The organism is Delftia sp. K82, from assembly GCF_002193035.1.
In the GTDB taxonomy this organism is placed as follows: Bacteria; Pseudomonadota; Gammaproteobacteria; order Burkholderiales; family Burkholderiaceae_C; genus Comamonas; species Comamonas acidovorans.
Genome location: NZ_MYFL01000003.1, coordinates 116406 through 135514, shown reverse-complemented (window position 1 = coordinate 135514; position 19109 = coordinate 116406). Strand labels below are relative to the sequence as shown.

The following is a 19109-nucleotide window of genomic DNA, read 5'->3' as shown; positions in this document are numbered from 1 at the left end:
CAAGGCAGCGGACTATCCGCATGCCTGCGGTATGACCTGGGATCAAGAATCGACGCGACCGGTTTTCCGCAATGTCAAACAACACTTTGTGGGCAAAGTTCTGCACACTCGCCCAATGCCTGAAAGCTCCCTCAACCAGATCCTTGCCGACAACCTGGCTCTCCACATGGAGAAAAAGGGCTTGAAGCAAATGGCGCTGGCCAAAAAATGCGGAGTGGGCCAGACAACGATCAGCCTGTATCTGAGCCCGGATCGGCGCAAGCCGGGCAAGGATGGCAAGGCCGGCTCCGCCAAGCTCACCGAAGTGGAGATGCTGGCAAGGGCCCTGGAAGTGGAGCCATGGGAATTGCTGCGGCCAGCCCGCAGCGGCAATCCGTGAGCGCAACAGGCAAAGCAGCGGCGTGATCCACGTCAGCCACATTGCGCAGCAAGACACTGCTGGCGCGCACTGAGCCAGCCGATGTTTCGCGCCTATGGCGTGGGATGCACGCCCTCCCCCCACTCCACCAACTGCGGCCGCACCTGCACCACCTGCCCCGCGCGCAGACCTTCGCCGTCGATGGCGCAGAAGGCCTCGGCCATCAGGCCTTCGACGTTCTGGCGCACCATGTGCACCGGAAAGCGCAGGCATTCGGCATAGGGGTCCCAGTCGTAGCTGCCAAAGCTGCATTGCGCCAGTTCCGCATCGGGCAGTGCGCGCAGGAAGCGGATGGCGCCTTGCAGCGTGATGCCCGATGAGAACAGCAGGGCGCGCGGCAGGCCGCCCAGGCGCTGGTAGAGCGCTGCCATGGCAAGGCGGGCCGCTTCGGGGTCGTAGCCGCAGCAGAGGATGTGCTCGTCCGCCACCGGCGTGTGGGGCGCCAGGGCTTCGCGAAAACCGGCCAGGCGCTGCTCGGTGGCGTACTCCTTGCGGACGCCGCCCAGAAAGCAGATGGCGTCCTGCGGCGCACCTGCCGGGGGCCTGGAGCGCGCCAGCAGCAGGCGCGTGAGTTCGGCCGCACCCCAGCGGTTGTCGCTGGTGACGGAGGGCGCCTTTTTCCCGGGCAGATCCACGTTGACATGGCGCACGCCGGCCTTGCGGCATTCGGCGCTGATGGCGTCGGGCCGGGTGGCGCCCGTGACGATGAGGTGCTCCACGCGAAAGGCGATCAGCGAGCGCACGGTCTCCACCTCCAGCGCGCCGTCGCGCAGCGTGCTGACCACCAGCGGGCACAGGCCGCGCGCGTGGGCCATGCGCTCGAAGGCCTGGGACAGCGCGCCGAAGAAGCGGTCCTCGTGCGTGGGAATCACCATGCCGATCAGCCCCGAGCGCTGGCGGCGCAGGCCGCTGGCCTGGCGGTTCACGGCAAAGCTGTGTTCCTGGGCGAGCTGCTGCACGCGGCGCGCGGTCTCCTCGCTGATGCGCCGCGACTGCCAGCTGCCGTTGAGGATGGCGCTGACCGTCGAGGCCGAGGTGCCGGCCAGTTCGGCCAGGTCGTAGATGGTGGAGGTTCGGGGGCGGTTCACGGTGCTCTGCAGGGGGTTGGGACGGGAGCGCTCGGCGGCCATCGTAGCCGCTGCGGCAGCGATTCGGGCGGACCGGCACCGGCACGCAGCAGCGGCGCGGGAAATCCCGCATCGGCAATGGAAGTCCATCTGTCTATAGTTTGCGCAATCGATTGTGCAAAACAGAGGGAGGAGCGCCATGTTCCATGGATTCAGCCGGTTCTCGAGGGCACTGTTGGCCTGCACCCTGGCGGTGCTGGCAGGCGCGGCCGGCGCCGAGGATGTGTCGGTGGTGGCCAAGGTCGGGGGCATTCCGTGGTTCAACGCCATGGAGACCGGCATCCGCAAGGCAGGCCGCGAGCTGGGCATCTCCAGCGGCATGGTCGGCCCCACCGAGGCCGATGCGGCCCAGCAGGTGCGCGCGGTCGAGGACCTGATCGCGCGCCGCAGCAAGGTCATCGCCGTGGTGCCCAACGACGCCAGGGCGCTGGAGCCCGTGTTCCGGCGTGCGCGCAGCGCGGGCATCAGGGTGCTCACGCACGAGTCGCCCGACCAGAAGGGCGCCGACTGGAACATCGAGCTGAGCAGCGTCGCTGGATTTGGCGAGCGCCACATGGACAGCCTGGGCAAGGCCATGGGCGGCGAAGGCAAGTACGTGGTCTTCGTGGGCTCGCTGACCGTGCCGCTGCACAACGCCTGGGCCGATGCGGCCATCGCCCACCAGAAAAAACAGTGGCCGAAGATGCAGCTGGTGTCCGAGCGCTTCGGCGTGGCCGAGAGCCTGGACGACTCCTACCGCAGCGCCCAGGACCTGATGCGCGCGCACCCCGACCTCAAGGGCTTTCTGGCCTTCGGCAGCCAGGGCCCCATTGGCGCGGGCCGCGCGGTGGCCGATGCGCGCAAAGCCGAGCGCATTGCCGTGGTGGGCTCGTTCTCGCCGGGCCAGGGGGCGAAGCTGGTGCGCGACGGCGTGATCCGCGAGGGCTTCATCTGGAACCCCGCGCTGGCCGGCGAGGTGATCGTGCATGTGGGCAAGATGCTGATCGACGGCCGCGAGCCCACGGACGGCATGGAGATACCGGGCCTGGGCAAGGTGCAGGTGGACCGCGAGCGCCGCAACATCCAGGGCCAGAAGCTGGAGCCGATCAACCGGCAGACCATAGACCGGCTGGTCGGCCTGGGCCTGTGAGCCGCGCGCTGCCATGGATGCCACCACAACGGCACTGGTCCGCATGCAGGCGGTCACCGTGCGCTTTGGCGACGCCACCGCGCTGCATGCGCTGGACTGGGACGTGATGCCCGGCGAGGTGCACTGCCTGATGGGCAGCAACGGCAGCGGCAAGAGCACGGCGATCAAGGTGCTCAGCGGCGTGCACGCGCCGCAGCCGGGCGCGCGCATCGACATCGGCGGACAGCCCGTGCAGCGGCTGGACCCGGCGCTGGCCAAGTCCCTGGGCATTCAGGTGATCTACCAGGACCTGTCGCTGTTTCCCAACCTGAGCGTGGCCGAGAACATTGCCTTCGACCAGGCCATGGGCTGCTGGTGGGCGCCCGTGCACCGCAGGCGCCAGCGCGAGGCGGCCCAGGCCGTGATGCGGCGCCTGGGCATTGCGCTGCCGCTGGATGCGCGGGTGGGCGATCTGCCCATTGCGGGCCGCCAGCTCGTGGCCATCTGCCGGGGCATGGCGGCCCGGGCCAGGCTGCTGTTCATGGATGAGCCCACGGCCTCGCTCACGCGCGCCGAGGTCGATGCACTGCTGGCCGTGGTGCGCCGGCTCCAGGCCGATGGCATGGCCATCGTCTTCGTGAGCCACAAGCTGGATGAGGTCATGGAGATCGCCGACCGCGTCACCGTGCTGCGCGACGGGCGCAAGCTGGGCACCTGGCCCGCCGCGCAACTGTCGGGCCGGCAACTGGCCACGCTGATGACCGGGCAGGAAGTGGATGAGCGACTGCATGCGCGCGACATGTCCGCCGCGCCCGCGCTGCTGGAAGTGCGCGGCCTGGGCCGCGACGGCGACTACGAGGACGTGAGCTTCGACGTGCGCGAGGGCGAGATCCTGGGCCTGACCGGGCTGCTGGGCGCAGGCCGCACCGAGCTGGCCCTGGGCCTGTTCGGCATGCGCCGGCCCGACCGCGGCAGCATCCGCCTGGACGGCCGCAGGCTGGTGCTGCGCAGCAACCGCGACGCCATGGCGGCGGGCATTGCCTATGTGCCGGAGGACCGCCAGTCCATCGGCCTGAACCTGCGCCAGTCCGTGCAGGACAACCTGGTGCTGGCCATGCTGCCGCGCCTGTCCGGCCCGCTGGGCTGGCTGCCCGCCAGCCGCCGCGCCGCCACTGCAGCCCAGTGGCGCGACCGCCTGCACATGCGCCTGCCCGCGCTGGACGCCCCCGTGCACCAGCTGTCGGGCGGCAATGCCCAGCGCGTGGTGCTGGCCCGCTGGCTGGCGACCGCGCCACGCCTGCTGATCCTCGACTCGCCCACCGTGGGCGTGGACATCGGCAACCGCCAGGGCATCTTCGAGATCGTGCACGGGCTCGCCGCACAGGGCATGGCGGTGATCGTCATCTCGGACGAAGTGGCCGAGGTCCATGCCCACTGCGACCGCGTGCTGCACATGCGCGGCGGGCGCATGGCCGGCGAGTTCGTGCCGGGGGTGCATTCCGAAAGCCAGATCGAGGAGGCCGTCCATGCCTGAACACGCACACGCGCTGCTGCACCACCCCGTGGCCCGGCTGGGCCTGGCCATTGCCGCCATGGCCCTGCTGTTCGGCGCCCTGGCGCCGGGCTTCTGGACGCTGGGCAACTGGATGGACGTGGCCGAGGGCGCATCGGTCACCGCCATCATGGCCGTGGGCCTGCTGGTGGTGCTGGTCGCGGGCGGCATCGACATCTCGTTTGCCGCCACGGCCACGGTGGCGCAGTACCTTGCGGCCCTCGCGGCCACACGCCTGGGCTGGACACCGGCGGCCAGCATCGCGCTGGGCCTGGCCACGGGACTGGCGCTGGGCGCATTCAACGCCCTGCTCATCCACCGCCTGCGCGCCACCTCCATCATCATCACCATCTCCACGCTGAACCTGTACTTCGCGTTGCTGATGCATGGCACGGGCGGCCGGTCCATCTACGACCTGCCGTCGTGGTGGAGCGATTCCGTGGTGCTGGCCCGCTTCGCGGGCGCCAACGGCACAGACCCCGTGCGCCTGACCCTGCCCATCGCCGTGGCCGCTGCGGCCGCCCTGCTGACCGCACTGCTGCTGGGCCGCAGCGCGCTGGGGCGGCGCCTGTACGCCTTCGGTGGCAACCCCGAGGCCGCCCACCGCATGGGCATCGGGCTGGGCGCCATCCAGGGCGTGGCCTATGGCTGGCTCGGCATGATGGCGGCCATCGCAGGCCTGGTGCAGGCGCACCGCGTGGGCGAGTCGGTGCCCAACGCCCTGGTCGGCACGGAGCTGTTCGTGCTCGCGGCCGCCGTGCTGGGCGGCGCAAGCCTGTTCGGCGGCACGGGCAGCGTGGGCGGCGTGCTGATGGGCGTGCTGCTGCTGGCCGTGCTGCGCAACGGGCTGAATCTGATGGGCGTGTCGCCGTATTTCTTCCAGGTGCTGCTGGGCGCCGTGGTGCTGGCCTGTGCCGCCGCAACGGGACTGCGGCGCACGCAGCGACGCAACCAGCAGCGCAGCGCTGACGCCACTCCTGCAGCGCCTTTGGCGGGGGCCGCGCCATGAACCGCAGCACTGGCGCGCCGCTGGGCCTGATCGCGCTGCTGGCGCTGCTGTGCGCCGTGTTCACGCTGCTGCTGCCCGGCAGCTTCGCCACCCTGGGCACGCTGCAATCGGTGCTGCTGCAAATCCCGGAACTGGGCCTGCTGGCACTGGCGCAGATGCTGCCGCTGGTCAGTGGCGGCATCAACCTGGCCGTGGTCGCCAGCGCCAACATGGCGGGCCTGGCCATGGCCTGGGTGCTGGTGGGAGGCCTGTCGGCGCTGGGCCTGGATCTGTCGGGCCATGAGGGCCTGCTCATCGCCGCAGCACTGACCGTGGGCGCCCTCGCCAGCCTGCTGGTGGGACTGGCCAGCGGCTGGCTGGTGGCGCGCGTCCATGCCCATCCCATCCTCGTCACGCTGGGCACCATGTCGCTGATCAACGGCCTGTGCGTCTGGCTCACGCGCGGCAAGCCCATTGCAGGCTTTCCCGAGGCCTTCCAGGCCCTGGGCTCCGCCCAGTGGCTGGGCCTGCCGCTGCCGTTCTGGATCTTCGCGGCCGTGTGCCTCCTGGTGGGCCTGTACCTGGGCAGCACACGCCACGGGCTGGCCATCCGCATGGTCGGCTCCAATGCCGAGGCCACGCGCCATGCGGGTATCGACACGCGCCGCGTGCTGATCGGTGTCTACACCCTGTCCACGCTGCTGTGCTGGATCACGGCCGTGCTGATGATGGCGCGCTTCAACTCGGCCAGCGCGGGCTACGCCCAGTCCTACCTGCTGGTCACGGTGCTTGCGGCCATCCTGGGCGGCACCGATCCCATGGGCGGCTTCGGCCGGGTGTCGGGGCTGTTCGTCGCCCTGCTCATCCTGCAGGTGCTGTCCAGCGGAGTGAACCTGCTGGGCGCCAATGCCCAGCTCACGCAGGCCCTGTGGGGCGCCACCATGATCGCCGCCGTGGCCGCGCGCCACCTGCTCGCGCGCTGGCGGGGCCGTGCCCGGGCACCCGCCGAACCCTCCCCTTCACGCTCTCGCAGAGTCCACCCGGAGCCCCTATGAACCCCCTCGGCATCCACGCCCTTGTATGGGCCGGCGACCTGTCGCCGGCCTCCACCCGCCATGTGATCGAGCAGACGCGCCAGGCCGGTTACGACCTGGTCGAGCTGTCCCTTCACGGCCCCCGGCTCATGGACCTGGCGCTCACGCGTGATCTGCTGCAGGAGCACGGCCTGGGCGTGGGCTGCTCGCGGGGCCTGACCTTCGAGGCCGATGTCTCCAGCGAAGACCCCGCCGTGGTCGCGCGCGGCCTGGCGCTGCTGCAAGAGGGCGTGGACATCACGGCGCGCCTGGGCGGGCGCTATTTCGGCGGCATCCTCTACGGCGCCATGGCGAAATACGGTCACCCCTGCACGCCACGGGGCCGGCGCAACGCGATCGAGGCCGTGCGGCGCATTGCCGACTTCGCGGGCGAGCGCGGCGTCACGCTGGGCCTGGAGGTGGTCAACCGCTACGAAAGCAACCTGCTCAACACGGCCGAGCAGGCGCTGGAGTTCATCGACGAAGTCGGCCAGCCCAATGTCTGCGTGCACCTGGACACCTACCACATGAACATCGAGGAGGCCGACCTGGCCGCGCCCGTGCTGACCTGCGGCCAGCGGCTGGGCTACGTGCACATCGGCGAGAACCACCGTGGCTACCTGAGCGCGGGCCACATCGACTTCGCGCAGTTCTTCGGTGCGCTCGCGCAGATCGGCTACCAGGGCACCGTCACCTTCGAGAGTTTCTCGTCGGCCATCGTCAACGAGCAGCTGTCGAACGCGCTGGCCATCTGGCGCCCGCTGTGGGAAGACGGCATGGACCTGGCCCTGCACGCACGCGGCTTCATGGCCGACGGGCTGGCCAGCGCGCAGCAGTCACGCGCATGACGGCCATCCTGCCGCCCGAAGCCCTGGCGCGTGCGTTTGCGCTGGCACGCTCCGGCCCCCGACGCCTGCTGGGCCTGGCTGGCCCGCCCGGCGCAGGCAAGAGCACGGTCTGCGCCGCCCTGCTGCAGGCGCTGGACCCGCTGGCGGCGGCCGTGCCCATGGACGGCTTCCACCTGGCGCAGTCCGCGCTGGAGCGCCTGGGCCGCGCGCAGCGCAAGGGCGCACCCGACACCTTCGACTCGGCCGGCTACGTGGCTCTGCTGCACCGCCTGCGCGCGCCCGTGGCCGGTGAAACGGTCTACGCCCCCGAATTCCGGCGCTCCGTCGAGGAGCCCATTGCAGGCGCCATCGCCATCGCGCCCGGCGTGCCCCTGGTCATCACCGAAGGCAATTACCTGCTGATGGATGAACAGGATGCGCCGGGCACGCACTGGCATGCCGTGCACGCGCTGCTGGACGAGGTCTGGTACGTGGACATGGACGACCGCCTTCGCATCGAACGCCTGACCCGCCGCCACGAACTCCACGGCCGCAGCCCCCAGACCGCACGCGACTGGGTGGCGCAGGTGGACGAGCCCAATGCGCGCCGCATTGCGGCAACGCGGGGGCGGGCGGATTGGGTGTTGCGCTGGGGATGAGGCTGCCGAACACAGCCCTCGCTCAGAACGCCACCACGCCCCCATCCTTGCGCGGGTCCGATCCGCCGATGTAGTGGTCGCCGTCGCGCAGCACCAGTTGCGCGCCGCCGAAGGCGAAGACGCCATGGCCTTCCTCGATCGTGACTTCGTGGCCGCGTGCGCGCAGGGCGGCGACGACCTCGGCGTCGAAGGCCGGCTCCACGGCCACGCCCTTGCCGCCCGTCACGCGCCAGCGCGGTGCGTCGGCGGCGGCCTGGGGGTTCTGGCCGTAGCGCAGCACGCGCAGGGCCATCTGCAGGTGGCCCTGGCTCTGCATGGGGCCGCCCATCACGCCGAAGGCCATCTGGGGCGTGCCGTCGGCGTTCATCGCAAAGGCCGGGATGATGGTGTGCGAGGGGCGCTTGCGCGGCGCGACCTCGTTGGCATGGCCGGCTTGCGTGGTGAAGCCGTGGCCGCGGTTTTGCAGGCTGATGCCGGTGCCCGGCACGACCACGCCCGAGCCGAAGCCCATGTAGTTGGACTGGATGAACGAGACCATCATGCCGCTGGCATCGGCCGCCGCCAGGTAGACCGTGCCGCCGGGGCGCGGGGCGCCGTAGGTGGGCGCGCTGGCGCGCTCGCGGTCAATGAGCGCCGCGCGTTCGCGCAGGTAGCCGGCGTCCAGCAGATGGGCGGATTCGACGCGCATGTGGTCGCCGTCGGCGTTGTATTCGTGCAGGTCGGCCAGGGCCAGCTTCATGGCCTCGACCTGCAGGTGCACGGACTCCACGCCGTCCAGCGGCTCGGCGCCCACGCCCAGTGCGTCCAGCATGCCCAGCGCCATCAGCGCGGCAATGCCCTGGCCGTTGGGCGGGATCTCGTGGATCACCGAGTCGCCAAAGGTCTGCGACACCGTGCCGACCCAGTCGGCCTGGTGGGCGGCCAGGTCGGCCTCGGTCATGGCGCCGCCGCAGGCCTTGGCGTGCTCGGCCATCGAGCGCGCCAGTGCGCCACGGTAGAAGGATTCGCCCTTGGTGGCGGCGATCTCCTCCAGCGTGCGCGCATGGGCTTCGCTGCGGAAGACCTCGCCCGCCTTGGGGGCCTTGCCATCGGGCAGGAAGCATTCGGCAAAACCGGGCTGGTCGCCGAGCTTGGCTCCGCCCAGCGCCCACAGCGTGGCGATGGTGGGCGAGACCGCAAAGCCGTCGCGCGCATAGCGGATGGCGGGCTGGGCCAGTTGCTCGAACGGCAGCTTGCCGAAGCGGCGCGACAGCTCCACCCAGGCCGAGACGGCGCCGGGCACGGTGACGGCGTTCCAGCCCTTCTCGGGGATGCCGCCCAGCGCGGCGAAGTACTCGGGCGTCCAGGCTTCGGGCGAGCGGCCCGAGGCATTGAGGCCGTGCAGCTCCTTGCCGTCCCACAGGATGCAGAAGGCATCGCTGCCCAGGCCGCAGCCCGTGGGCTCGACCACGGTCAGCGCCATGGCCGTGGCAATGGCCGCATCCACGGCATTGCCGCCGGCCAGCAGCATGGACAGGCCGGCCTGCGCGGCCAGCGGCTGCGAGGTGGAGACCATGTTGCGACCCAGCACCGAAGAGCGGTGCGAGGCGTAGGGAAGTGTCCAGTCCTTGATGGTGCTTGTCATGTCTCGATGGGGAAAAGGTTAGTCAAGGGTGATTTTGTTGTCTTTGATGACCTGCGCCCAGCGGACGCTGTCGGCCTGCACCATGGCAGCGAACTGCGCGGGCGTGCGGGGCGATGCGGCCTCCACGCCCTGCTTGGCCAGGCTGGCCACCACCTCGGGATTCTGGATGGCCTTGTTGAAGGCCTGATTGATCCGCGCCACCAGCTCGGGCTTCATGCCGGCCGGACCATAGACGCCGAACCAGGTGACCGAAGAATAGCCAGGCAGGCCGGACTCGGCCACCGTGGGCAGGTCGGGCGCCAGCGCGCTGCGCTTGTCGCCGGTCACGGCCAGGGCGCGCAGGCGGCCGCTGGCCACATGGGGCATGCCGGTGGGAATGGAGTCGAACAGCAGGTGCACCTGGCCAGCGGCCAGGTCGGTGATGGACTGGGCCGTGCCCTTGTAGGGCACATGGGTCAGTTGCAGGCCCGCGCGCGCCGCGAAGGCCGCCGCGTTCAGGTGGACGATGGTGCCGTTGCCGCTGCTGGCGTAGTTGAGGGCGCCCGGATGGGCCTTGGCATAGGCGATCAGCTCCTGCACGTTGCGCACGGGCAGCGAGGGCGTGACCAGCAGGATGCTGGCCGCACCGCCGATCTCGGCAATGGGCGTGAAATCCTTGTCGGCCTTGTAGGCCAGACGGGTCATCAGGTGCGGCGAGATGGCATGCGTGCTGCTGGTGGTGAACAGCAGCGTGTAGCCGTCCGGCGAGGCCTTGGCGGCCTCGCCCGTGCCGATGGTGCCGCCCGCGCCGGGGCGGTTGTCGATGACCAGCTGCTGGCCCAGGTCCTGGGACATGCGCTGCGCCACCACGCGCGCCACGAGGTCGGTGGCGCCGCTGGCCGGAAAGGGCACGACCAGGCGCACCGGGTGCGAGGGCCAGGACGCCTGGCCCTGTGCCACGGCGGGCAGGGCGATGGCGCCAGCCAGGGCACAGGCTGCAGCCACGATGGCGCGGCGTGGAAGTAAAACGCTGGGCAATGCCTTCATGGGCACACTCCTGGACAGGGGTTGGACGGCTGCAGCCGCTGCTCCCCAGCAACGCCGCAACAGGCCATCGTAGAACCCTCTCCCCTTTGCCGCCATCAGCAAATTTGCAAACCTGCGTTGCCTCTGCGGCAAATTGATGACAATCGGGGCGACATGCCCGACGCCCGCCACCTTCTTTTGCAGGACACCGCGCTGCGCTACTTCCACGAAGTGGCGCAATGCGGATCGCTGACCGAGGCCTCGGCGCGGCTGCACGTGGCGGCCTCGGCCATCAGCCGCCAGATCGCCGCACTGGAGTCGCTGCTGGGCACGCCGCTGTTCGAGCGCCACCCGCGCGGCATGGTGCTCAATGCGGCCGGGGAGATCCTGGCCGACCATGTGCGCCGCGCCGGCCTGGATGCCGAGCGCGCGCTGGGCGAGATCGAGGCCCTGCAGGGGCTGCGCAGCGGCCGCGTGCGCATCGCAAGCTCCGACGCCTTTGCCAACGAATTCCTGCCGCGCCTGTGCGCGGCCTTCCAGCGCGAGCACGCCGGCATCGTCTTCGAGGTCATGGTGCTGCCCACGCCTGCCGTGCCAGAGGCCGTGCGCAGCGGCACGGCCGACATCGGCCTGTGCTTCAGCCGCGCGCCTGAAAAAGGAATTGCCGTGGCCTGCCGCGTGGCGGCGCCGCTGGTGGCCCTGGTCGCCCCCGGCCATGCACTGGCGCAGGCGCGGCGCCTGTCGCTGGCCCAGCTGGTGCGCCACCCCCTGGCACTCACACCGGCCGATACTGCCGTGCGCCAGTTGCTGGACGCGGCCTGCAGCCGCCAGGGCCTGATGCTGATGCCGGTGATGGAGAGCAACCACGGCAAGACCCTGCTGAACTTTGCAGCCCAGGGCGCCGCCGTGGCCGTGGCCAGCGAGATCGCCGCGCGCCACATGGTGGCCACAGGCGCACTGGTGGCCGTGGCGCTCAGCGACCGGGGCATGGACCTGCGCGACATCGAGGTGCAGACCCTGGCCGGCCGCACGCTGCCGCATGCGGCGCAGTCGTTCCTGGAAATGCTGCAGCTGCGGTTGCCCGGTCCCTGGTAACCGGAGGGCATCGCGGGCATCGCCCGCCAGACACCACGGAAACAGGGCCGGCCAGAAAAGAGACCACAGTCCGAACATGGGCGGAGGGGCAAAACTCGGAAAGCTCCGGTTTTTACTGCCCTGCAGACCCGTGATTCATCCATCGCCCTGATCGGTCCACCGAAGACGGGAGCGGATCGGGCATGAATCGGATAGGACTACTCTGATTCTGACTCAGCCGATTCGGATTCTCCTGCGCGACCGGACAGCCAGCCGCCGGCGCCGTTCCTATCATTCGTACCTCTGTCGCCGGGCTTCCTTTACGGAACCCCTTGACTCCCGCTCCTGAATGAATACACGGACAACCCGGCCATCGCCGGACCTGCAAACAAGAGGCAAGGCATGTACACGAACCAGACCGGAGGGCGCAAGCGGCAATTGCAGCGGGAGGCACAGCATGGATGAGCGAACCGAACTTACCTTCATGCTGCATGGCCTGTCGGAACGCGACGCCAAGCTGTTCCGCTCCTATGTGCTGATGGTGAATCACCGCACACGGCACCGCTGGACGTGGCGCGAATCCCAGGCGGACATGACGGTGGCGCATGGCGAACTGGCCGAAGCGCCTGCCGCCCCGCCCGCGTTGACGCTGCGCGTGGGCGGGCAGCCCAAGGGGGCCTTTCCTGCGGGCGGTCATCTGAGCATGCCCCTGCGCGCCGATGCGCTGGAGGAATGCCTCAACACCATGGGCGCACGCATCCTGTCGGTGCACGGCAAACCGGCCAGCGCCAAGGCACACGCCAGCGGCCTGCACACGCAGCATCAGCTGATGCTGCTGCAGCTGCGGCGCTGGCCGTCGCCGCAACTGCTGACGAGATCCCACCATATCCGCCTGGCCACCTTGCTGACAGGCCAGCCCACGACGATGCAGACCCTGTGCCAGCGCTCGGGCCTGCCGCCCGAGATCTGTGCCGGTTTTCTGAACGAGCTGGACGCCGCCGGCCTGCTGCGCTGGGCCTCGGCCCGCCCGCCCGCCGCACCGCCCCCCGGCAACCCTGCGCCGGACAGGGGCGTGCTCGAACGCATACGCCTTCGCCTGGCCCGGTTTGCAGGAGCGCGCCCATGAGCGAACTCAAGATCCTGATTTCCGGCCCTCCAGGCGCAGGCAAGACCACGGCCATCCGCTGCGTCAGCGAGATCGCCCCCGTGAGCACCGACGTGCGCAACACCGATGACACCCTGGACAAGGCGCTGACGACGGCCGGCATGGACTATGGCGAGCTGACCCTGGACAACGGCGAGAAGCTGTACCTCTACGGCACGCCCGGGCAGGAGCGCTTTGACTTCATGTGGCGCATCCTCTCGCGCGGCGCGCTGGGCGTGATCTTGCTGATCGACAACAGCCGCTCCGATCCGCTGGCCGACCTGGATATCTATGTCCAGGGCCTGTCCGATGTCTTGCGCAGCACGGCATGCGTGGTGGCGGTATGCCGCATGCAGGAGTACACAGCGCCTGATCTGGACAGCTTTGCCGTGCACCTGCAATCGCGCGGCCTGCTGTGCCCCGTGGTGCCGGCCGATGTGCGCAACCCCCAGCAGGTGGTGGCCCTGATCGAGCTGTTGCTGCTGCAGATTGAAGCCCTTGCCCAGGAGAAGTCCCATGAAGAATGACGCTGCCTTGAAGGCTGCAGCCCAGGCGGCGGTGCAGTCGCTGATGAGCAGGTTGCACGGCGTGCGTGGCTGCGTGGTCAGCACCGAGGACGGCTTCGAGGTGGCCGCCCGTGCGCAAGGCCAGGGCAGCACGGCGCGGCTGTCGGCCATGGCCAGCTCGATGGCGGCGCTGGGCATGATCGCCGGCGAGGAGAACCAGCTCGGGCATTGCGCCAACGTGGTGGTCGAGGCGGCCGAGGGCTTCATCGTCATGCTGCAGGCACAGCGCCCGGGCCTGACGCTGGTCATCAGCGTGGTGGCCTCGCGCGAGGCCGTTCTGGGCCAGGTTCTCTATGTCTCGCGCGAGGCCGTGCGGACGCTGGAACAAGCGTGATGGCAAAGGCAGGCAAGGGCTGCTCATATGCATCCGGCAAGAAGGCACCGCGAAGGTGCAGAACATTTTCGCAACACAAGGGAGGTAGGAAAACAATGGCCAATATCAAGCAAACCATGGATGAACTGATGCGCTGTGACGGCGCCATGTGCGCTGCACTGGTGGACTACAACAGCGGCATGATCCTGGGGCAGGAAGGCTCGGGCGTGGACCTGGAGCTGGCTGCCGCCGGCAACACCGAACTGGTGCGCGCCAAACTCAAAACCATGCGCTCGCTGGGCCTGGAAGACACCATCGAGGACATCCTCATCACGCTGAGCAAGCAGTACCACATCCTGCGCCCCTCCACCCACCACGAGGGCCTGTTCCTGTACCTGGTGCTCGACAAGACCAAGGCCAATCTCGCGCTGGCGCGCCGCAAGGTGCAGGACGTGGAGAATGCGCTGGTGGTCTGAACAACAGCCCTTGACTGGCTGCGCCGCTCAGAACCGCTCGGCGCACAGCGCCTGCCACTGCAGGATCTCGATCTCGCCGCGCTGCACCCGGATGAGGCCGCGCGCCTGCAGGCCCTGCAGCAGCACGTTGGTGGTCTGGCGTGAGATCGACAGCATGCGCGCCAGTTGCTCCTGCGTGATATCCAGGCGCGGCCGGGCCGGCACATCGTCCAGCCGCTCGCCGTAGCCACGCGCCATGGCCACCAGGCGGCGCGCCAGGCGCTGGGGCGCGGGCAGCAGGGCCAGATCCTCCAGCGCCGCGAAGGCCGCGCGCATGCGCCCCGACATCAGCACGCCCAGGTCATGCCAGTGCGCGGGGCGCTGCTGCAGCCAGTCCAGCAGCGGCTGGCGCGGCACCTGCAGCACCACGCTGGGCTCCATGGCGTGGGCATCGTGGGTGCGCGGCGAACCGTCGAACAGCGCGATCTCGCCAAACCAGGTGGCCGGTCCCATGCGCGTGAGCAGGGCCTCGCGCGCCTGCTCGCTCTGGCCACCCACACCGGAGAAACCGATGCTGCCCCGGACCACGGCGAACAGCCCACCCTCCAGCGCATCGCCGCGCAGGAACAGGGCCTCGCCCGTCTCCAGGCTGCGCGGCTGGGCCAGCGCCAGCAGCAAATCGGCAAACTGCGGCGCCAATGCGCTGAACCAGCGGCCGGCGCGCAGCGTGGGCAGGTAGGAAAAGGCGTGGGCAGTTTGCATGAGAGGGGATGTCGGGTGGCTGACAGACACAGTCGGCGGGCCTGCGTATTTTCGCCGCTGACATCGAACATGCCAGGAGACCTTCCCATGCAAGCCTCACACCCCCTGCCCCGCGCGCTGGCGCGCCCTTCCCGCCTGCTGGCCAGCCTGGCCACAGCCGCTTTGCTGAGCGCCTGCGCCCACGGCACCCTGCCCGTCTCCGACATGGCCAGGCCCCAGCCGGCCAGCGCCGCCACGCGCGCGGCCCAGCAGGCGGCCTTGGCACAGCAGCCGCTGGACGATGCGCAGGCCATGGAGGACGCCCGGCGCGGCCTGATCGCACCGGCGGACACCCTGGTCGTGCGCAATGCCCAGGGCCGTCCCATCTGGAGCATGCAGTCCTATGCCTTCCTGGAGCAGGACCAGGCGCCCGACACCGTGCACCCCGCGCTGTGGCGCCAGGCCCAGCGCAACCGCGTCAGCGGCCTGTTCCAGGTGACGGACAGGCTCTACCAGGTGCGCGGCCTGGACCTGTCGAACATGAGCATCATCGAGGGCGAGACCGGCCTGATCGTGGTCGATCCGCTGATGTACACCGAGACCGCCCAGGCCGCCATGGACCTGTACTTCCAGCACCGCCCGCGCAAGCCCGTGGTGGCCGTCATCTACTCGCACAGCCATGTGGACCATTTCGGCGGCGTGCGCGGCGTGGTGCGCCAGGAAGAGGTGGATGCAGGCCGCATCCAGGTCATCGCCCCGGCGGGTTTCATGGCCGAGGCCGTGGGCGAGAACGTGATCGCCGGCCACGCCATGGGCCGGCGCGCGCTCTACCAGTTCGGCATGCTGCTGCCGCGCGATGCCAGGGGACAGGTGGACGCAGGGCTGGGCAAGGCGGGTGCGCCCGGCACCATGGGGCTGATCGCGCCCACGCGCGTGATCGACAAGCCGCGCGAGACCCTGCGCATCGACGGCGTGGACATCGAGTTCGCGCTCACCCCCGGGGCCGAGGCGCCGGCCGAGATGATCATGTACTACCCCCAGCTCAAAGTGCTGAACATGGCCGAGATCGCCGTGCACACCCAGCACAACCTGCTGCCGCTGCGCGGCGCCCAGGTGCGTGACGCGCTGGGCTGGTCCCGCCACCTGAACGACGCCCTGCACACCTATGGCGGCAAGGCCGAGATCATGATTGCCCAGCACCACTGGCCGGTCTGGGGCCAGCCCCGGCTGCAGCACCTGCTGGCCGGCCAGCGCGACACCTACAAATACCTGCACGACCAGACCGTGCGCCTCATGAACCACGGCTACGTGGGCTCGGAGATCGCCGAGATGCTGAAGATGCCCGAATCCCTGGCCCGCGACGGCGCAACGCATGCCTTCTACGGCCACCTGCGCCACAACATCCGCGCCATCTACCAGCACTACCTGGGCTACTACGAAGGCAATCCGGCGCAATTGGAGGCGCTGCCGCCCGTGCCCGCCGCACGCAAGACCGTGGAATACATGGGTGGCGCCGATGCCGTGCTGCGCCGTGCGCAGGCCGACTACGAGCGCGGCGAATACCGCTGGGTTGCGCAGATCGCCTCGCAACTGGTCTTTGCCGACCCGGCCAACCAGGCTGCGCGCCGCCTGGCGGCCAATGCCTATGAACAGCTGGGCTACCAGATGGAGTCGGCCACGGCCCGCAACGCCTTCCTGCAGGGCGCGGCGGAACTGCGCCAGGGCGTGCCCCAGCTGCCCAGGCCCGGCAGCACCGCGCGCGACCTGGTGCGCAGCCTGCCGCTGGAGATGTTCTTCGACTACCTGGGCGTGCGGCTGGACGCCGGCAAGGCCGCAGGCCAGCGCATCGTGCTCAACTGGACCTTCACCGACACCGGCGAGCAGCGCAGCCTGAACCTGGAAAACAGCGCCCTCACCCAGAGCCCGGGCCTTGCGCCCTCCGCCCATGCCAGCCTGCGCCTGACGCGCGCCACGCTGGACGCCATTGCAAGCCAGGAGACCACGATGGCCGAGGCCATCAAGAGCGGCCAGCTGCGCATCGAGGGCGACGCCTCCAAGGTGACGGCGCTCATGTCCATGCTGGACCGCTTCGACAGCGTGTTCCCCATCGTGGAGCCACGCCCCGAGAGGGCCGCTCAGTAACCGTGCTGTGCGCGGAAGTCGCGCGCCTTGCCGAAGTGCCCGTTGCCGATGAAGGGCACGGGCGGGCGCAGCGCCGACAGCGGCGAGGGGTGGTTGCTGGTCAGCACCAGATGGCCCCGGTCGGCCGGAATGAAGGCGCGCTTGGACTGCGCATGGCTGCCCCAGAGCATGAAGACCACGGGGCGCGCGCCCTGGGCGATGTGTCGGATCACCGCATCGGTCAGCAGCTCCCAGCCCTTGCCCGAGTGGCTGGCCGCCTGGCCTTCCTCCACCGTGAGACAGGTGTTGAGCAGCAGCACGCCGTTCTTCGCCCACTTGACCAGGCTGCCGCCCGGGTTGGGGAACGGCGGGAAGGGCACGCCCAGGTCACGCTGCATCTCCTTGAAGATGTTCTGCAGCGAGGGCGGCATGCGCACGCCCGGCGCCACCGAGAACGACAGGCCTTCGGCCTGCCCCCGGCCGTGGTAGGGGTCCTGCCCCAGGATGACCACGCGCACCTCCTCGGGCGGGGTCAGCTCCAGCGCGCGCAGCGGCTGCGGCGGAAAAATCACCGCGCCGGCTTCCAGGCGCTGGTGCAGAAAGGTCAGCAGCTGCTGGCCCGTGGCACCCGCGAAGAAGTCCTCGACCAGGGGCTGCCAGTCGGGCGCAACGGGCCAGTCGGCGGGATCGGCGGATTGGAGTTGGTCGGCTTGCGCCGGGGCGATTGCGTCGTCTTGAAGGGCCATGGCGGATGGGGGCACCGCCGCCACATGCCGAGGCAGCAGCCTCCCTCAAAAAAAAGTACAGCTGAAATGCATGGGCGCAAGCGCCATGCCTGTTGGATCACGGCAAGCATACCTTTCCCAGCGGCGGGGAGGTACGTCCGCGTCCAATGGCGCCCCAAAGACAGACAATGGTTACACGGAAAAACATACGAAAAACCTTGAGTCAGCCCAATGCTTTACCTAGAATTTCGTGTAAATGACCGCAAACTGCACTCTACAACTGCACCACTGCAGTGCCTGGCACGACGTCGCGAGCGTGGACCTGCGCGGGCAGCAAGGAGAAGGCTGGAAGGCCAGCACCTACTCCGGCTATACCGTGGACTGGGCGGTCCAGCATGCGGGCGCCACCGATGCCCGCGCCCTTTGTGCCCGTTGGCCTGTGGGGCTGGAGCCCCTGCAGCAGGTGCATTGGCCAGTCTTTCTGATCGACATGCTGCCTCAAGGCTTTGGTCGGCGCGAGCTGCTGCAACGCCTGGGCCAATCTCCCCTGGCAGGTGCGGTTGCCGACTGGCAGTTGCTGCTGGCCGGGGCAGGTAACCCCATAGGAAACCTGCGCGTCAAGGAAGCGGCGCAATGGCTGGGCAACCATGCGGGGGGCATGCGCGGGTTCACCGACGAGGAGGTTGCGCAACGCGGCGACGAGTTCTCCGAGTACCTTGCCTCGCATGGCCTGTTTGTTGCCGGGTCCTCCGGGATACAAGGCGAGTGGCCCAAGGTGCTGCTGACACGCGCCCAGGATGGTCTGCTGTACCTGGACCACACCCTTGCGGACGAGCAGGCGGTGCAGCACTACATCGTCAAGTTCGGACGCGGCACCGACCCGCAGCTGGCCTGCATCCTCAGGCATGAGGCCACCTATATGCGTCTGGCCGCCGATCTGGGACTGCGGGTGCATGCACCGCTGGAGTTGCACCAGCGTGCGCTGTTCATACGACGGTTTGACCGGCAGGTGCGCCAAGGCGCGGTCACGCGACTGGCGCAGGAAAGCATTGCCACGCTGACCGGCATGCCAGGCTTCGAAGCCGTGCCCGACCATGACACGGTCTGCCTGGAGCTGATGCGGCACTGCAGCCACCCGCAGCAGGAAGTGCTCGAATACATCAAACGCGACATTGCCAACCTGGCCCTGGGCAACAAGGACAACCACGCGCGCAACACCGCCGTGCAGCGCGGTTTCGATGGCCGCATCGCGCTCACGCCCCTGTACGACTTTGCGCCCATGTATCTCCACCCGGACGGCATTGCCCGACGCATCCGCTGGCGGGATGAACAGGGCGGCCGGCCCGATTGGGGCCGTGTGCTGGATAGCGTCTGTGCGCTGGCCGCGCAGCTCCCTCGAAAACGCCGGGGCACGCACTCGGATCCGTTGCAGCGCGATCCACTGGTGAAAGGCCTCAAGGCCATGATTCCCGCGCTGGAGCGCATCGCCGCAGACGGTCTGGCGCTAGGGCTGGAGCCCGAGGTTCTCGACCACCTGCGTCCCGCCCTCCTGGCACGTGCGCAGGAGCTCGCTGCGCTGCGCTGAAGAC

At 69.2% G+C, this 19109-nt stretch carries 19 protein-coding genes; 14 read left to right on the top strand and 5 right to left on the bottom strand.

Features of this window, described 5'->3' with window-relative positions; all coding sequences use genetic code 11:
• Positions 1-31 precede the first annotated feature (31 nt).
• Positions 32-379 (top strand): helix-turn-helix domain-containing protein, encoded by a 348-nt coding sequence (locus KDK82_RS17480; protein WP_143343490.1) that lies wholly within the window; start codon positions 32-34, stop codon positions 377-379.
• A 92-nt stretch (positions 380-471) separates the two neighbouring features.
• Here the strand turns inward: KDK82_RS17480 and KDK82_RS17475 are convergent, their stop codons facing one another.
• Positions 472-1506, bottom strand: coding sequence for a LacI family DNA-binding transcriptional regulator (locus KDK82_RS17475; RefSeq protein WP_256974506.1), 1035 nt, complete (start codon positions 1504-1506; stop codon positions 472-474).
• Positions 1507-1684: 178 nt separating this feature from the next.
• Here KDK82_RS17475 and KDK82_RS17470 point away from each other — a divergent pair, with 178 nt between their 5' ends.
• Genes KDK82_RS17470 through KDK82_RS17445 form a run of 6 tightly spaced genes read left to right on the top strand, consistent with a single transcriptional unit; the run spans position 1685 to position 7752 of the window.
• Complete coding sequence (locus tag KDK82_RS17470; RefSeq protein WP_088165753.1) at positions 1685-2674, top strand: substrate-binding domain-containing protein; 990 nt, start codon at positions 1685-1687, stop codon at positions 2672-2674.
• A gap of 13 nt (positions 2675-2687) precedes the next feature.
• Entirely contained in the window at positions 2688-4187 is a 1500-nt protein-coding gene (locus tag KDK82_RS17465) for a sugar ABC transporter ATP-binding protein (RefSeq protein WP_088165752.1), read from the top strand.
• Positions 4180-5214: an ABC transporter permease gene (locus KDK82_RS17460; RefSeq protein WP_088165751.1), complete on the top strand. Its 1035-nt coding sequence runs from the start codon at positions 4180-4182 to the stop codon at positions 5212-5214. Before KDK82_RS17465 ends, KDK82_RS17460 begins: the two co-directional genes overlap by 8 nt.
• Complete coding sequence (locus KDK82_RS17455) at positions 5211-6248, top strand: ABC transporter permease (protein WP_088165750.1); 1038 nt, start codon at positions 5211-5213, stop codon at positions 6246-6248. The genes KDK82_RS17460 and KDK82_RS17455 overlap by 4 nt, the downstream gene beginning before the upstream one ends.
• Entirely contained in the window at positions 6245-7114 is an 870-nt protein-coding gene (locus KDK82_RS17450; protein ID WP_088165749.1) for a sugar phosphate isomerase/epimerase, read from the top strand. Before KDK82_RS17455 ends, KDK82_RS17450 begins: the two co-directional genes overlap by 4 nt.
• Positions 7111-7752, top strand: a complete 642-nt coding sequence (locus tag KDK82_RS17445; RefSeq protein WP_088165748.1) for a nucleoside/nucleotide kinase family protein — start codon at positions 7111-7113, stop codon at positions 7750-7752. The genes KDK82_RS17450 and KDK82_RS17445 overlap by 4 nt, the downstream gene beginning before the upstream one ends.
• A 22-nt stretch (positions 7753-7774) precedes the next feature.
• Here KDK82_RS17445 and KDK82_RS17440 read toward each other — a convergent pair whose 3' ends face one another.
• Entirely contained in the window at positions 7775-9376 is a 1602-nt protein-coding gene (locus KDK82_RS17440) for a gamma-glutamyltransferase family protein (RefSeq protein WP_088165747.1), read from the bottom strand.
• An 18-nt stretch (positions 9377-9394) separates the two neighbouring features.
• A complete protein-coding gene (locus KDK82_RS17435) occupies positions 9395-10402 on the bottom strand; it encodes a tripartite tricarboxylate transporter substrate binding protein (protein WP_065347108.1) in 1008 nt (335 codons plus the stop codon).
• Positions 10403-10555: 153 nt separating this feature from the next.
• Between KDK82_RS17435 and KDK82_RS17430 the strand changes: the two genes are divergently transcribed.
• From KDK82_RS17430 to KDK82_RS17410, 5 genes are all read left to right on the top strand, one after another.
• A complete protein-coding gene (locus tag KDK82_RS17430; protein WP_088165746.1) occupies positions 10556-11476 on the top strand; it encodes a LysR family transcriptional regulator in 921 nt (306 codons plus the stop codon).
• Positions 11477-11912: 436 nt separating this feature from the next.
• Positions 11913-12581 (top strand): hypothetical protein, encoded by a 669-nt coding sequence (locus tag KDK82_RS17425; RefSeq protein WP_088165745.1) that lies wholly within the window; start codon positions 11913-11915, stop codon positions 12579-12581.
• Positions 12578-13126 carry an ATP/GTP-binding protein gene (locus KDK82_RS17420; RefSeq protein WP_043820163.1) on the top strand — a complete coding sequence of 183 codons (549 nt, stop codon included), beginning with the start codon at positions 12578-12580 and terminating at the stop codon, positions 13124-13126. The genes KDK82_RS17425 and KDK82_RS17420 overlap by 4 nt, the downstream gene beginning before the upstream one ends.
• On the top strand, positions 13116-13499 hold the full coding sequence (locus KDK82_RS17415) for a roadblock/LC7 domain-containing protein (protein ID WP_016449547.1): 384 nt from the start codon (positions 13116-13118) through the stop codon (positions 13497-13499). The genes KDK82_RS17420 and KDK82_RS17415 overlap by 11 nt, the downstream gene beginning before the upstream one ends.
• A gap of 95 nt (positions 13500-13594) precedes the next feature.
• On the top strand, positions 13595-13954 hold the full coding sequence (locus KDK82_RS17410; protein ID WP_043820161.1) for a hypothetical protein: 360 nt from the start codon (positions 13595-13597) through the stop codon (positions 13952-13954).
• Between the two features lie 27 nt (positions 13955-13981).
• Here KDK82_RS17410 and KDK82_RS17405 read toward each other — a convergent pair whose 3' ends face one another.
• Positions 13982-14695, bottom strand: a complete 714-nt coding sequence (locus tag KDK82_RS17405; RefSeq protein WP_088165744.1) for a Crp/Fnr family transcriptional regulator — start codon at positions 14693-14695, stop codon at positions 13982-13984.
• Positions 14696-14782: 87 nt separating this feature from the next.
• Here KDK82_RS17405 and KDK82_RS17400 point away from each other — a divergent pair, with 87 nt between their 5' ends.
• Entirely contained in the window at positions 14783-16816 is a 2034-nt protein-coding gene (locus KDK82_RS17400; RefSeq protein ID WP_088165743.1) for an alkyl/aryl-sulfatase, read from the top strand.
• Here KDK82_RS17400 and KDK82_RS17395 read toward each other — a convergent pair.
• Positions 16810-17541, bottom strand: a complete 732-nt coding sequence (locus KDK82_RS17395) for a uracil-DNA glycosylase (protein ID WP_088165742.1) — start codon at positions 17539-17541, stop codon at positions 16810-16812. The two genes, KDK82_RS17400 and KDK82_RS17395, sit on opposite strands and share 7 nt — an antisense overlap.
• 235 nt (positions 17542-17776) lie before the next feature.
• Here KDK82_RS17395 and KDK82_RS17390 point away from each other — a divergent pair, with 235 nt between their 5' ends.
• On the top strand, positions 17777-19105 hold the full coding sequence (locus KDK82_RS17390) for a type II toxin-antitoxin system HipA family toxin (RefSeq protein ID WP_088165741.1): 1329 nt from the start codon (positions 17777-17779) through the stop codon (positions 19103-19105).
• Positions 19106-19109: the final 4 nt, after the last annotated feature.

Coding starts and splice junctions, on each gene's coding strand:
- KDK82_RS17450 (WP_088165749.1), top strand. CDS start 6,245: ATGAACCCCCTCGGCATCCACGCCCTTGTATGGGCCGGCGACCTGTCG.
- KDK82_RS17430 (WP_088165746.1), top strand. CDS start 10,556: ATGCCCGACGCCCGCCACCTTCTTTTGCAGGACACCGCGCTGCGCTAC.
- KDK82_RS17455 (WP_088165750.1), top strand. CDS start 5,211: ATGAACCGCAGCACTGGCGCGCCGCTGGGCCTGATCGCGCTGCTGGCG.
- KDK82_RS17420 (WP_043820163.1), top strand. CDS start 12,578: ATGAGCGAACTCAAGATCCTGATTTCCGGCCCTCCAGGCGCAGGCAAG.
- KDK82_RS17410 (WP_043820161.1), top strand. CDS start 13,595: ATGGCCAATATCAAGCAAACCATGGATGAACTGATGCGCTGTGACGGC.
- KDK82_RS17460 (WP_088165751.1), top strand. CDS start 4,180: ATGCCTGAACACGCACACGCGCTGCTGCACCACCCCGTGGCCCGGCTG.
- KDK82_RS17465 (WP_088165752.1), top strand. CDS start 2,688: ATGGATGCCACCACAACGGCACTGGTCCGCATGCAGGCGGTCACCGTG.
- KDK82_RS17440 (WP_088165747.1), bottom strand. CDS start 9,376: ATGACAAGCACCATCAAGGACTGGACACTTCCCTACGCCTCGCACCGC.
- KDK82_RS17405 (WP_088165744.1), bottom strand. CDS start 14,695: ATGCAAACTGCCCACGCCTTTTCCTACCTGCCCACGCTGCGCGCCGGC.
- KDK82_RS17390 (WP_088165741.1), top strand. CDS start 17,777: ATGACCGCAAACTGCACTCTACAACTGCACCACTGCAGTGCCTGGCAC.
- KDK82_RS17395 (WP_088165742.1), bottom strand. CDS start 17,541: ATGGCCCTTCAAGACGACGCAATCGCCCCGGCGCAAGCCGACCAACTC.
- KDK82_RS17400 (WP_088165743.1), top strand. CDS start 14,783: ATGCAAGCCTCACACCCCCTGCCCCGCGCGCTGGCGCGCCCTTCCCGC.
- KDK82_RS17445 (WP_088165748.1), top strand. CDS start 7,111: ATGACGGCCATCCTGCCGCCCGAAGCCCTGGCGCGTGCGTTTGCGCTG.
- KDK82_RS17425 (WP_088165745.1), top strand. CDS start 11,913: ATGGATGAGCGAACCGAACTTACCTTCATGCTGCATGGCCTGTCGGAA.
- KDK82_RS17435 (WP_065347108.1), bottom strand. CDS start 10,402: ATGAAGGCATTGCCCAGCGTTTTACTTCCACGCCGCGCCATCGTGGCT.
- KDK82_RS17415 (WP_016449547.1), top strand. CDS start 13,116: ATGAAGAATGACGCTGCCTTGAAGGCTGCAGCCCAGGCGGCGGTGCAG.
- KDK82_RS17470 (WP_088165753.1), top strand. CDS start 1,685: ATGTTCCATGGATTCAGCCGGTTCTCGAGGGCACTGTTGGCCTGCACC.
- KDK82_RS17480 (WP_143343490.1), top strand. CDS start 32: ATGACCTGGGATCAAGAATCGACGCGACCGGTTTTCCGCAATGTCAAA.